This is a genomic window from Idiomarina sp. HB (genome assembly GCF_048059115.1).
GTDB classification, from domain to species: domain Bacteria; phylum Pseudomonadota; class Gammaproteobacteria; order Enterobacterales; family Alteromonadaceae; genus Idiomarina; species Idiomarina abyssalis.
This window is the reverse complement of sequence record NZ_JAYLVU010000003.1, coordinates 159,655-172,435: the sequence shown is the minus strand read 5'-3', so window position 1 is coordinate 172,435 and position 12,781 is coordinate 159,655. Positions and strand designations below refer to the sequence as shown.

The 12,781-nt window shown below is 42.9% G+C and carries 13 protein-coding genes; 7 read left to right on the top strand and 6 right to left on the bottom strand.

The genetic code is table 11. The annotated features are described in order from the left end of the window. Nucleotides 1-1,809, bottom strand: a complete 1,809-nt coding sequence (locus VBY75_RS10180) for an AAA family ATPase (RefSeq protein ID WP_416512334.1) — start codon at nucleotides 1,807-1,809, stop codon at nucleotides 1-3. Nucleotides 1,810-2,394: 585 nt separating this feature from the next. On the opposite strand from VBY75_RS10180, the gene VBY75_RS10175 reads away from it, so the two are divergent. The 6 genes from VBY75_RS10175 (at nucleotide 2,395) to VBY75_RS10150 (ending at nucleotide 9,435) form a co-directional block, all read left to right on the top strand. Continuing rightward, the gene (locus VBY75_RS10175; RefSeq protein ID WP_416512332.1) at nucleotides 2,395-3,153 is read left to right on the top strand and encodes a hypothetical protein; all 759 of its coding nucleotides are present in this window, start codon (nucleotides 2,395-2,397) and stop codon (nucleotides 3,151-3,153) included. Nucleotides 3,154-3,641: 488 nt separating this feature from the next. After that, nucleotides 3,642-4,457 carry a hypothetical protein gene (locus tag VBY75_RS10170; RefSeq protein WP_416512330.1) on the top strand — a complete coding sequence of 272 codons (816 nt, stop codon included), beginning with the start codon at nucleotides 3,642-3,644 and terminating at the stop codon, nucleotides 4,455-4,457. 571 nt (nucleotides 4,458-5,028) lie between these two features. Further along, nucleotides 5,029-6,555: a hypothetical protein gene (locus VBY75_RS10165; RefSeq protein WP_416512328.1), complete on the top strand. Its 1,527-nt coding sequence runs from the start codon at nucleotides 5,029-5,031 to the stop codon at nucleotides 6,553-6,555. Between the two features lie 23 nt (nucleotides 6,556-6,578). Further along, complete coding sequence (locus VBY75_RS10160) at nucleotides 6,579-7,073, top strand: gamma-glutamylcyclotransferase family protein (protein WP_416512325.1); 495 nt, start codon at nucleotides 6,579-6,581, stop codon at nucleotides 7,071-7,073. 719 nt (nucleotides 7,074-7,792) lie between these two features. Continuing rightward, entirely contained in the window at nucleotides 7,793-8,113 is a 321-nt protein-coding gene (locus VBY75_RS10155) for a helix-turn-helix domain-containing protein (protein ID WP_416512324.1), read from the top strand. Then, entirely contained in the window at nucleotides 8,110-9,435 is a 1,326-nt protein-coding gene (locus VBY75_RS10150; RefSeq protein ID WP_416512322.1) for a type II toxin-antitoxin system HipA family toxin, read from the top strand. Before VBY75_RS10155 ends, VBY75_RS10150 begins: the two co-directional genes overlap by 4 nt. 12 nt (nucleotides 9,436-9,447) lie before the next feature. Here the strand turns inward: VBY75_RS10150 and VBY75_RS10145 are convergent, their stop codons facing one another. From VBY75_RS10145 to VBY75_RS10125, 5 genes are all read right to left on the bottom strand, one after another. Next, complete coding sequence (locus VBY75_RS10145) at nucleotides 9,448-9,972, bottom strand: CC0125/CC1285 family lipoprotein (protein ID WP_416512320.1); 525 nt, start codon at nucleotides 9,970-9,972, stop codon at nucleotides 9,448-9,450. A gap of 167 nt (nucleotides 9,973-10,139) precedes the next feature. Next, nucleotides 10,140-10,487: a VOC family protein gene (locus tag VBY75_RS10140; RefSeq protein WP_416512318.1), complete on the bottom strand. Its 348-nt coding sequence runs from the start codon at nucleotides 10,485-10,487 to the stop codon at nucleotides 10,140-10,142. Nucleotides 10,488-10,719: 232 nt separating this feature from the next. Further along, nucleotides 10,720-11,007: a HigA family addiction module antitoxin gene (locus VBY75_RS10135; RefSeq protein ID WP_133538888.1), complete on the bottom strand. Its 288-nt coding sequence runs from the start codon at nucleotides 11,005-11,007 to the stop codon at nucleotides 10,720-10,722. Between the two features lie 9 nt (nucleotides 11,008-11,016). Next, nucleotides 11,017-11,295 carry a type II toxin-antitoxin system RelE/ParE family toxin gene (locus VBY75_RS10130; RefSeq protein ID WP_416512315.1) on the bottom strand — a complete coding sequence of 93 codons (279 nt, stop codon included), beginning with the start codon at nucleotides 11,293-11,295 and terminating at the stop codon, nucleotides 11,017-11,019. An 81-nt stretch (nucleotides 11,296-11,376) separates the two neighbouring features. Continuing rightward, nucleotides 11,377-12,252, bottom strand: a complete 876-nt coding sequence (locus tag VBY75_RS10125) for a DNA ligase (RefSeq protein WP_416512313.1) — start codon at nucleotides 12,250-12,252, stop codon at nucleotides 11,377-11,379. A gap of 235 nt (nucleotides 12,253-12,487) precedes the next feature. Between VBY75_RS10125 and VBY75_RS10120 the strand changes: the two genes are divergently transcribed. Next, nucleotides 12,488-12,775: a helix-turn-helix domain-containing protein gene (locus tag VBY75_RS10120; protein ID WP_278354724.1), complete on the top strand. Its 288-nt coding sequence runs from the start codon at nucleotides 12,488-12,490 to the stop codon at nucleotides 12,773-12,775. Nucleotides 12,776-12,781 lie beyond the last annotated feature (6 nt).

Below are 12,781 nucleotides of genomic sequence, written 5' to 3'. Positions count from 1 at the left end.
TTAGCCATTGATTATGTTCTCGATAATCCTAAAAGCCATTTCAAACTCTGAAAAATCTTCAGCTGTCCCGTTTTGACATAGCCAATTACACATATTACCTTTTTCATCCTTATTGACAGCCTTTGAAGCAGGAGTATTTATTTCAACTCCTCTAACTCTTTTCTTGGTTCCTTCTTGAAAGTCAATGAATTGTGGATTGCTCGTTTCGAGACTATCAATTGTGGCGTTTGAAAATAAGTTTTCTATTCCAACTGAGATAGGGTTATTTTGAACTGATGGCAATACTCGTTTAAATACAAGGTTTTTTTGAGCATCCTGTTTGTTTGTGTCACAGTCGTACAGGAGTATTATTTTATTGGGGACCACTTCTGAAACAGAGTTGTTATAACTTTTCCAAATTTTATCTAAGTTTCCAAATCCATCCCCATCTTTTAACTGCACCTTGTCCAATACATCCGTTCTACGCAGCAGCTCAGCCGCCTTTTTTAGGTAACGAATATCATAATCACCCTCTAAAAATACAATTGGTTTTGCATGCTGCTTAATCTCAGAAGTAATTTCTTCTCGGTGTCTTGTGGTTTCTTTAAAAGCTTCGTAGGCAGATACGAATTCAGAAAAGTCACTCGCTGAAACTCTTTCACCATTTGGCATATTGATTATTTCAAAGCCATCCTCCCCAACTGCTTTCTCCATCCCAAGAAGAAAAAGCGGAGCATGAGTTGTAATAACAAACTGGACATTCGGGAATGACTTAATCAGCTCAGGGAGGACCTCTTTCTGATGGATTGCATGAAGGTGCGAGTCGATCTCATCAATTATTACTACTCCTTTAATATCATTGAGGCTTTCAAGTTTTCCTTCTGAAAGATCATAGTCTCTAATAATTGAAAGGAACAAATTAATCAGCTGAACTTCGCCAGTGGAAAGTTGAAATAAATTTGGAACCCAAACCTTTTCATCTTTCATTACCGAAATTTGGCGATTCTTTCTAGTGCCAGCCCCAAGTCTAATATTTCCACTTTCTTTTAGGATGACTCGTATTACCTTAAGGACTGCCTCGTAGAGGCTCGAACTTGGACCTTGATAGCCAGCAAAAACTGGAACTACAGCAGGTTGTTGCTTTCCTGGTGCCGGAAGCGCTACTTGTTGAGTTCGTATTTCAAATGCCTGCCTATCAAAAATCAGGTCAAGCAGCCAATTAATATTATTTTTCAAGGGTGATGTACAGATAATTTCCCTATTCGAATATCCAGATATTCTCTTAAGCTCCGTGTAGCTTGCTTTAGCCTTTAAATTCATTAAATTTAGCCACGCAGGTTCTTCGAATCTATTCACGGGGAAATATAAACAACACTGCTGTGCGAAAATTTTCTTCGTATTTTCTTGGTTTTCCTGAAAGTTAGCAGTGAAGTGTGAGTTTTCCGAACTTGGAATATGATTCCATTCGTGTCTAAGCGGCGTATAGCCCAGGTCGCGCTCAAAGCTTGCTCTTGAAATTGCAAGTTGCCATTCCTGTACTTTTTCGCCAGACTCGAACTCTACATTTGAAAATGAGTACGCCTCACCGGATTTTATATAGTTTGGACTTCTATATTTAAATACTTTGCCTTTCTCAACTTCAACATCCTCATATACTTCTTGCTTTCCTACCACTAGAGCATTTACGAGGTGAGACAGAAAGATACTTTTTCCTGAACCATTTTCACCGACGATGATGAGAGGTTTTGGACTTTGCCCAACTTTAGGGAACTCCACACATAAATGAGTTATTGGCCCCAAATTATCCATTTCTAATTTCTTAAAAATCATCCGATATCTCGATATTCATGGCTAACATTTCTATATTGTGTATACACACTTTGTCACTCGTTAAATTGATCATTACCTAGCTTAAAGTTACTGACCTAAAAAGATTCCAACCTTGAAACGCTCTAAATGAGCGAAAGTAACTTGAACATGCTCAATTCGATTCTAACGAGCGCACAATACCCAACTTTGATTTTTTGTTATGTCATTGACAGTAAACGACTTAAATACACAACACAATAACAAAACGTGTAATAACGCAGAGATATGTGTGCCGTACCTTATTCGTGTCATCCAAACTTACCAATGATAGGGAGGTGAGTAATCAATTAGGTTAGGCAAAAACTCTAAGGTCCGGTCCTCGCTCTTAGCAGACCTTCAGCTCCGAGCTAATAGCAAGATTCAAGCATTAGAAAAGTGACGGTCAAGGAGTAGCGCCAATCCCTACCATAAGTGTTTTTTAATTTTCTTGTTAATGTAGTTGAGAATACGGTAATCTCAAACAAATCAATATGTTAAATTTTTTACTTTCTAGCTTAAAAACTGTCTAGTTAAAGCTGGGAAGTCCAATTAGATCGAGACATTTTAATGCACACAACCTCAACACCAACAACGCCGCCTGAGATTAAACCCCAGTTTCAAGATTCAACTTTTTTCTCACGCTTAGCCGTTTTCATTACTGTCGTAGTATTTTCTGGATTTATTCTTAATGGGGTCGTCAATCATGAACAGTTCGGACGATTCACTTTATGGATAGGCTTACATGGAGCATGCAGTGCTGCCTGGTACCTGTTACTTATTAATCAGTTAAGGCTTTCCAGAACCGGTCGTATGGAAGCACATAGACGTATGGGAAAACTGAGTGTCATGCTGGTGATAGGTATCTTGTCGACTGGTGTAATGATGGTGCTGGGACTATACGACTACCTGGTTAATATGGGGGCTTTTGACCCTTCCGACGCAAGCGCTCGAACGCGAGCAGGAGGCTTGATAGGCGGAACCTTTTTGCAGTGGACCATATTTGCAACTTTATACATTTTGGGGTTGCTTAATATACGCACTCCAACGCACCACAAACGATTTATGTTGGCCTCTGCTATACAAATGATGCCAGAGAGCCTGTCTCGTATTACTCATGTGCTGGGGCTGCCGGGATACGGGATGCTGATCATTATGTTATTGGTTTACTTATCGATTATGGTGTACGACTGGAGAACGGACCGCCGCCTTCACTGGAGTACCCTTATTTCTCTTGCACTGTTTAGCCTATTGGCGATCTCGATTTACACAGTTTTCCGCTCACAGATCTGGGGAGACTGGGTAGTTAACATGTTAAGCGGAATTTGATTGCCACAGTAACACTAGAAAGCAAGCCAGCGTTGCTGTTTTGTACGCAGGAACTGAACTCAGAGCCATCAGATCCGCTTTTGGTAGATGATTGTCAGTCTGCAATGAGCGAGGAGCAGACCTTGGCTTTTTCCTCGTGGATTCAACTAATGAGTCGCCTCCTGCTACAAGTAAGAGCGGATGACGCCTAGCATGAAGGGCACGCTTAACTCAGCAATATTGCACGTTTTGTTATTGTGTTCGGCATTTAAGTCGTTTACTGTCAATCACATAAAGAAAAATCAGAGTTGGATATTGTATGTACGCCCGATGGAGGGTGACTGAGCATGCTCAAATTACTTTTGATAGTTCGAAACTTTTCAAGACCAGAATGTGCTCTTAATCAGTAACTCAAAAATTGGCAACTATTAATTTGAGAGAGTTACTATGTATGAGCGTGCAAAATAATAATATACAAACATCATAAGTGAGTGAAGGGAGAGGGTTCGGTGTCACAGTTTCTTAGAGATATAAAAATTTCAAATGTGAACGTTACCGAACAGATGCTCCAGGCTATTAATGAATTTCTGGCTGGAAAGATGAGCTCCACAAACAAGGCCATTGATGCTCAAGGTATATCAGAACAAGAGAAGTCTGAGCAAAGGCTAGATCTGTTCTATGTTATCCGTTTTGATAACAGAGGGTATCGACTTTACGATCCGCAAGAAGCGTTTCGGTTTTACCAGCAAGCTTCAGAGGTAGAGAGGGTCATTTTTACTCTCGACTCCATACAAAGTGAACGAACGAATCGAATGTACGGCACTTTCTGTGAATTGAGGTTTGATGCAAATGATCCCAATAATTGTATTATCCAAGTGTCTTCCGACGATGGAGATGCCGTTGACTCGATGTATAACGGCTTATTAGAGATTATAAGCAAAAGTAAGAGCCTAAGTGGTTGGGCGAGGACCGCCTGGACCCAACTTCTCGTTCAGATACTTGGAGTGGCATCCGGCTTTGTTTTGAGTCTTATTGCGGCAATAAAGATATCCCCATACCTGAAGATTGATAACAATTTTGTCCTTTCCTTTATTTTTGCTTTCCTTATATTCTCCAATGCTTGGGGGTTTATCAACCAGCAGATCCTCAGCCTCATAAACTATTCTTTCCCGAACATTAGATTCTCAAGAGAGGGTAAGAGCTCCTTCAATTGGCTTACCCAAGCGGTTGTGGGTGGATTATTCGTAGCGCTATTTCTCTTCTTCTTCGGACAAATCATGGGCTGGGTAGGAAGTATATTAGGTGCCTTCATTGTGGGAAGATGAGGTTTATAATAACGCAGGGCGAGGCACGCCTAAAGCCTTGCTCGCGACGTTAGGTGCACAGATAGATTAAAAGGTTACGATGATTCTAAACCGCAAAATTGCGATTACTGATTAACGAGGAAACTCGTTATTGCTAGACCTCTATAGAAGCGTCTACCTTTGACATTGAGCAGCTAAGACCAAAATCGCGCCGGGCAAGATTGAGAGAGGAGCGAACTTTCGGATTTTTGTTTAATTCAACTAGTGACCAACCTCCCTGTTATTAGTAGGTGGAGGTGACGCCAATCATGCGGGACTCACTTATCTTAGCAATATTGCGCGCTTTGTCATTGTGTTGTGTATTTAAGTCGTTTAATGTCAATTACATAACGAAAAATTAAAGTTGGATATTGTGCTCCCGTTGGAGTGTAACTGAGTATGCTCAAATTACTCTCTGCTTTCTCAGGGAGTTTCAAGACCGAAAGTTTCTTTTTATCAGTAGCTTAAGAGCCAGAAAAACTATCAATTGAACCAGTTACAAAGTGCGCGCACACTATATAAATGTCATGTTTTTTGTGCCTGAAATAAAATAATGAAACCTATAAAAGCCAAATATACTGAAATTGTCTTACTGCTAGCCAGGTTAGTTCCTTGGCTTTTTCCTAAGTGGCTTCGGTTTATTGCAAAGAGCTACTCTCGAAAAGAGCAAGAGTCGATTCACCATCTATATGAAAAAGAGGATCGAATAAAAGCTGTCAGTCTTTTCGACGGAAGCTTCACATGGAAAGCTATAAGCGTAGTTGTAAAGATTGATCATGATGATTTGGATTCGATTCGCCGATGGCTAAAGTCCAATGCATCTCCTGGTGATTACGACCCTGATAGAGATGATGCCGTCTTTAAAAACAGGTATGATCATGGTGGCGGGTACAGAAATTTAGGTTGGATTCATTTTCACAGAGAAGATAGGGTAACTTCCTTAATAAGAATGGAGGAAGAAACAGAATTTTGTGATTCTTGTTATGTGTCGTTATCCAAGTATTCGTATGGAATTAACTATTTGTCCCTATATTTTTTTCTTAAAGAATCAGCAACAAGAATGGTCTCCAACGTTGATGTTAGCGAGATAAAAAGATACTACTCCTTTGCTTCCGCAAATCCATTTTCACAGCAATTTAGAGCTATTCAGCATCATGACAAACGAAACCTAGTTGAAGAACTCATAAATGAAAATATAAACAAGGTTTGCAGCGATGTGGTCAGTATTGCTAGAAAAGTTCTTAGTTTATGGCGAATAACTAAGGATGAATCAAAGTTAACGCTAATAGCAGATATCTATCGAGATACTAATGAGCCCTATTTCATTGAGGTTGATGGAGGCGAGGATGATAGTCATGTTCATGTTTGTCGACGAAGTCTTGGATTCTTTGATGATAAAATAAGCAGCGATACTTCAGAACACTTTTTAAGTCGTTATGTGGTCGAGAAGAATGATTTGGATGCGTTGTTTATAAAGAGCAAAAGCTTGGAGGAGTTTGACCGGCTTGATAACTTTGCTCGGAATGGATTGGCTCTATACGACTCACATATATTTATCTCAATGTTTATTGACGTAGCGAAACAACAGGTAGAGATTTCGGAGTACGCTAATTCAGCATTGTTGAAGAACTCAAACAAGGTTGAGAAAAACTATGACATACTTTTCGAGTCTACCAACAAGCTAGAATCATTAAGGGAAAATATTCTGGCGGTTCAGAAAGAAATTCCTCATGGCTGTAGCCAGTCTTATTCAGATAGCGCAAAAAGAATTGCAAAATATAGGCTTAAGCTTGCTGATAAATTAAAAGCATCTATAGATCGTAGGCTGTCCGGATTGAATAGTGAAATGCAGGTTCAAAACCTTCGGTTCAATAGAAAATATTCATTGCTTGTTGGAGTCTTGATTATAGTTCAAATCTTACTAGCAGCACTAACTATTGACTGGGATAAATTAGAAGAAAGATTTAATTCTAGCTTTTTTAAACATGAGGACGTGGTGCAGAAGCAGAGTTCAGCGGAGAAAGGCCAACATAACAAACTACCGCAGCCGACCGCTAACGCGTCCGCTGAGTATGAGTAGGGCGTTAATTGTATGGAGGCAGCGTGAAGTACTTTGCTTACGGCTCAAATATGTCACTTCCAAGATTGAAAGAGAGGGTTCCAAGTGCTGAGCGACTAGGAACGTATACTCTTACTGAACATTCTCTCCGATTTCACAAGGTGAGCAAAAAGGATGGATCTGCTAAGTGCGATGTGTTGTTTACTAAGAATCCTGAAGATTATGTGGTTGGCGCGTTGTTTGAAATATCAGACGCCCAGAAAGGCGCTCTCGACAGTGCTGAGGGATTGGGCTACGGTTACCAGGAAAAGCAGGTTTTGGTAGTTGATGATCAGGGGAGTTCCTTTGAAGCTATTACATACTATGCAACGAATACCGATTCTTCTTTACTCCCATACTCTTGGTATCTAGATCACGTCATATTCGGCGCGAAAGAAACAGGAGTTCCGGCTAACTACCTTTGCTTTTTGTCGGCCACAAAAAGCAAGGAAGATCCTGATAAAGAAAGAGATGCAAGAGAACGTGCAATATACAGTTAACAGACGCAGGCACAGCGACGGCCTTTCTGCTGCGGCTCCGCCTTCACTGCAAAGCCGCGCGTGCTGACGGCGTTAGCATCACGGAGAACCTTTCAGTGAATGAAGTAGATGAAAAGTACCATAACCTCGCTAGAGACGCTCTCTTTAAGAGCCTTCATGATTGCCGGCTTCAAGACGACGTTTCTGCGAAAGTCGAAAAGTCGGAGATATTGAAAGCCTTTCATTACTCGGGGAGTATTCTTAGAAGCAATTCGGGTGACGTTCATTACCGTTTCATGGCCGAAACTGTGTTTATAACCTGCATAAGGCTCGCACGATGCTTGTTTTACCCTCTAGAGGCAAGAACTATAGTCCTAAGAGGTAAGCAGTATTCAATCACTGCGGAGCAGCAGCTAGAGGTCATGAGGCGGAATCTAAAAGAGTTAGAACAATATGGAAGTTAACAATCGGCTGTTGTCGCCCCTACGGGGCTGAGATGACCTTTCCGCAGCTGGGCGTTAACGTCCGCTGTTGGCACGAAGCGGACTATCGATTCATACTCAAATCAAGTGTTATTAACAACCCTCTTTAAATAATATTTTATAGCCCTTAAAAAGGCTTTTAACATAATTAAATCACTTTATAGTCCATATAAAGATTTTTATATAAATATAATTGCGTACCTTAAATAGTCTGCTACACTCTAATCATCGGTTTAAAGCCTATTTAAGGTTCTTTATATGGATTCCGAGCATATTTCAGCCATCATAGGTCAGCGAGTCAGGCAGTATCGGCTGAACCAGGATTTAACTCAGGAGGACTTAGCTACCTTAGCTAATGTCTCACTGAATGCGGTTAAATCTGCCGAGGGTGGTAAAAGCACCTTACCGACCTATGTCGCCATTCTTCAGGCTTTGGGTCATATCGACAATTTACTGGCCGCATTCCCGGACGAGGGCGTTTCTCCTGTGCAACTACTTAAAAGTAGCACCAAACAGAAGAAGCGAGCGAGCGGTAAAACGCGTGTGAAACCTGCTGATAATGAGGAGCTGGACTGGTGATTAATACCATTGAAGTTCGCTACAAAGGTGAGCCTGTCGGTGCCTTAAGTTATAACAAAGGCGACACGGCTGCGCGGTTCGAATACTTATCTGAATTTGTCGAAAAAAACATTCCGCTTGCGCCTTTAACCATGCCCGCCGAGAAGGGACGAATTTACTCCTTTCCGGGGTTAAACTGGGATACCTTCAGAGGCCTGCCTGGCATGCTGGCGGACTCTTTGCCTGACGACTTTGGTAATGCGGTACTGAACCAATGGGTTGCGCAACAGCCTGATCGCACAGAACCTTTGAGCCCGCTTGAGCGGCTTCAGTATACCGGTGAGCGGGGCATGGGCGCTCTTGAGTATCATCCTGCTCGTAAGAATCAAACCAACGCCAAAAACAAAGACATTGAGCTTGAAAGCTTAATGAAGTTAGCACAGGAAGTGCTGGATGCACGAAAGGGTTTTCGTCAGCGCACACACTTTGATGACGCCGCAGACAAAGAAATGATGCAGGCCTTGTTAGCGGTTGGCACCAGCGCCGGTGGCGCAAGACCAAAGGCGGTACTGGCATTTAATAAGGACTTCAGTCAGGTTCGTTCCGGGCAGGGGCTGGTGCCCGAGGGCTTTGAGCATTATCTGCTGAAGTTTGACGGCGTAAAAGAGCGCGACCCGTCTCAGCAAACCTTTGGTGACCCGCTAGGTTACGGTGCCATGGAGTATGTGTATTACTTAATGGCCACGCAAGCCGACATTCATATGATGCCATGCCATTTGCTGGATGAAGGCAACCGGCGCCATTTTGTGACCAAGCGCTTTGACAGAATAGGCAATGAGAAAAAGCACATTCAAACGCTTACCGCTATTAAGCACGTGAATTATCACGACATTGGCGCGTTTTCTTATGAGGAGCTGTTTCAGGTTGCCCGTCAGCTAAGGTTGCCACGGGCAGACGCTATAGACTTATTTCGCCGTATGGCCTTTAACCACGTAGCAACCAACCACGATGATCACTCCAAGAACTTTGGTTTTATGCTGGAGGACAAGCAGTGGCGATTGAGTCCGGCTTACGACGTTGCCTTTAGCTATAAACCCGGAAACCCCTGGGTAGAGCAGCACTGGATGTCGTTAAACGGCAAGCGCAGCGGCCATACCCGAGCCGATTTTTACGCACTGGCAGACGTTCAGTTACCAAAGGTAGAGCGCAAAGAAATCGATGCCATTATTGATGAGGTGATAAACGCGGTGTCTCAGTGGCGGGAGTTAGCCACTGAACATGAGGTGCCCAAAGCGCTTGTGGAATCAATTGACAGGCACCTCAAGTTGAAAGATTTTGCCTAATAAGGCTGTTTACTAGGAGCCTTCTGCTTTCGGTTTAAGGTTTTCATGAACTTCGCTAGCATCGAAGCTTGACTCTGAGTCCGGTTGCTCACCTTTACCGAACTTAATGCTCATTATGGCTTCGACTTCGCTGTCGCGATTACCCCCTACAAAGACACCCGTTTCATAGGACGTCGATGGCCTGGTAGTGGTGCGGCACGACAATATGCCACATTCGCGAACTTGCTCGTAACGACGAGTAAAACCTACTTGAGATGTATTCTGTGTCTGCTCTTTGTCGACCAGAGTTTCACGGCTGGAAACCGTAAACCAGTCGTAGTTATTTTGTAAGGTCAATTCAGCTGCGCGAAGCATAGCAAAGTCCATTGCTTTTTCAGTATCGGAACCTTTCGCCTTAAAGTGAACCCGATACTGGGTGTCGCTTAGCTGGCTTTCCTTATAGCCGAAGCCGTTATCTTCTGCCTGACGGTACTCAGGCGAACTTGAGCATGCAACTAATGCTATTGATGAAAGTAAAGCAAGTGCCCAATATTTCATAATATTGCCTCCTCATTGAGTGAGTTAGGTCAAAAACCTATTTATAGACTAGGTAAACTTTTGATAAATAGATTGGTATTTTCGAAATTTTTACGGCGGTTGACGCTGCTAAGGCTAACCAGTGGGCAGATGAGTTACTATGAAATGATTTATGTGCCGGAGTCTTATTATTCTGACCATACTGCGTACTCATTCCCGCTAGGGCAAGTAAATTGAAAGCGTCGACCACCGGGAAAATCAAATATCGGCTTAATGATTTTACCGCCTGCGTCTTCAACGCTTTTTAAACTTTGTTCGAGGTCTTTGCTGTATAAAACCACCAATGCGCTGCCCGTTGACGTTTGTGCAACCAAGTCAGATTGGTAAAAGCCGCCATCGAGCCCTGCATTTTGAATAGCAGAGTATTCCGGACCATAGTCAACAAACTCCCAGCCAAAGGCCTGTTGAAAAAAGCGCTTGGTTGCTTCAAGGCTCCGCGCCGGTAGTTCAATGTAATTAATTTTGGTTGAGCTCATTGTATGCCTCACTTAGGGCTTTTTGGAAAACGATTTTGCCTTCCGTAAGCGTATCAGAGTTTTCGTAACCCACCACTTGATAATCTCTGGAAATCAAAAACTGAAGCATAGCCGGATAGCGGTTTGAATTCTTATGGGCATGTGAGAATTTCTAAATTTTGTTGGAACTTTTGAGATTAATCATAGCGGCGAGCATGAGTATATGCTGGAGCTTCAACCGTTAATTGCTCTACTATGCGGCAACGAGCTTCTTAACCTTGAGTTCTTTACGGTGTTGCTCGGCATGCCAAAGTTCATATTGAGACTGCTGGTTTAGCCAGCTTTCCGCTGAAGTATTAAATGCGATTGATAGTCTGATAGCCATTTCAGGGCTAATACCAGCCTTGCCGTTCAGAACAGCACTTAACGTTTTCCGGCTTACGCCTAGAGCTTCCGCTGCAGCGGTTACAGATAAACTAAGAGGCTCTAGACAAAGCTCTCGTACAACTTCGCCAGGGTGGGGTGGATTGTGCATCAACATACGAATACCTCAGTGATAATCTTCATAATTTACTATCTCGGCATCTCCATCCTCAAATCGGAAGGTCACGCGCCAGTTTCCGCTGACTGTCACTGACCAAATTCCAGATCGGTTGCCGGAGAGCTTATGGAGTCGAAGGCCTGGTAAATCCATGTCTTTGGTGCCAGATGCCGCATTCAACCTACCGAGAATAAGCCGAAGCCTCTTTGCATGGCTGGCCTGAATCCCTGCGGTGCTACCGAACCTGAAAAACTTAGCCAAACCTTTGTGCTTGAAGTTTCGGATCACGACTAAATCGTACCCTGTAACGTATCGGGTGTCAATTTTTCTAGTTTCTGTATACTACGCATGGACACCTTGCTTAAAAAGTTATTCATCTTCGAGCTCCTCCCTAATTCGCAAAAAACTGGCAAAGCGCGGCACGCCATTATTGGTGTAGCCGTGGTACTTGTAGGTAATGATACTCCCGACAGGTGGCGGGTTAGTGCGTTCTGCATCTGTAAACCCAGTGCCAATAGAAAATTCAATGCCTTGTTGATTTCGCACGCGTAAGGCGCCGAGCATACCGGTATATTTGCCTTTGCCCGGTAAATGGGCGATAACCTCGGCCTCATCGTCGAAATAGGGTTTTAACTTCAATAAAGCGTCGCTCCTGCCAGACTGATGAGGTGCCGTTGCTAAGTGCAGCATCAGGCCTTCTGCGCCATTCTCAACCATAGCTTGCAGGTGTTTGCTTAACTCATGGTTGGAATGAAACCGTTGCTGCTTTACCGGCTTAATATGCTCAGCGTTTATTTGTTCAATTAAGCTTGAATAGTTTTTGTATCGCTCCTCAAAAGGCATCTGCGCGTCTGGCATATCAAACACCATGTATTTCACTTGCCGCCAGCGGTTATCTTTTGGTGTTTGGGTGCGCACAATAGAGCTTAAAGCCTCAAAATTCTGACGTTTTGCCCACAGTTCACCGTCAAGCCAAACGTCGGGTAGCGGTGCAGTAAACCATTCAGGAGCTGATATCAGGTTGCCTTGCCGGGTCAGTAGTTGCTTGCCTGTCCAAATAGCCCGAATACCGTCGTATTTTTCACTTACTAAATAGTCGCTAACGGGGGTGGTTTTGTCCTGTTCGTACACTTTTGCCAGTTGGATTTGCGTTGGGGCCTGCAACGCTGCTGCAGGAAAGGCACAAAAGGCGGTGACGTATAGAACAGCTAAATAAACGAGACGAATTTTAGAGAGTTTTGGCATCCTTGCATCCTTATTTTTCATTCAGTTTCTGAGATGTCGCGCTAACGGAAAGTAAATAGGGTAGCACTGGTTATTAAGGCTAATGCCGAGGTAATGACGTATTGTGAGTTAAGCAAAAGGGCTATTGTTTTTACAATGCAGCTGCAATCAAGATAACAATAAAAAAGTTGTTTTATTATTGAATTACAATACTTATGATGTATATTCAGTTTGTATACATCATTTGGGTTGTTTTATGACTACACTAAAAGACATTGCAGAGCGCCTCGCTGCCGAGCGCAAAAAACAGAACTTATCGCAAAAAGACATGCGAATGCTTATTGGCATGTCTCAACAGCAATACCAACGAGTGGAATCAGGACAAGATTTAAAAGTTTCCACATTGCTGCGTATTTTAGCTGGCTTGGGGCTTGAGTTGTCCATTACCGATCCAAAGCAAATAGAGAATCATCAACCGGTAGAATCCTCCTCGTCGACGGATGACTTTTGGGCAAACAAGCATAAGCATTTAAAGGACGGATGATGACAG

Excerpts from the sequence above, each read along its gene's own strand:
- VBY75_RS10145 (WP_416512320.1), bottom strand. The coding sequence starts at position 9,972 with ATGAAATATTGGGCACTTGCTTTACTTTCATCAATAGCATTAGTTGCA.
- VBY75_RS10125 (WP_416512313.1), bottom strand. The coding sequence starts at position 12,252 with ATGCCAAAACTCTCTAAAATTCGTCTCGTTTATTTAGCTGTTCTATAC.
- VBY75_RS10120 (WP_278354724.1), top strand. The coding sequence starts at position 12,488 with ATGACTACACTAAAAGACATTGCAGAGCGCCTCGCTGCCGAGCGCAAA.
- VBY75_RS10175 (WP_416512332.1), top strand. The coding sequence starts at position 2,395 with ATGCACACAACCTCAACACCAACAACGCCGCCTGAGATTAAACCCCAG.
- VBY75_RS10155 (WP_416512324.1), top strand. The coding sequence starts at position 7,793 with ATGGATTCCGAGCATATTTCAGCCATCATAGGTCAGCGAGTCAGGCAG.
- VBY75_RS10180 (WP_416512334.1), bottom strand. The coding sequence starts at position 1,809 with ATGATTTTTAAGAAATTAGAAATGGATAATTTGGGGCCAATAACTCAT.
- VBY75_RS10165 (WP_416512328.1), top strand. The coding sequence starts at position 5,029 with ATGAAACCTATAAAAGCCAAATATACTGAAATTGTCTTACTGCTAGCC.
- VBY75_RS10135 (WP_133538888.1), bottom strand. The coding sequence starts at position 11,007 with ATGTTGATGCACAATCCACCCCACCCTGGCGAAGTTGTACGAGAGCTT.
- VBY75_RS10140 (WP_416512318.1), bottom strand. The coding sequence starts at position 10,487 with ATGAGCTCAACCAAAATTAATTACATTGAACTACCGGCGCGGAGCCTT.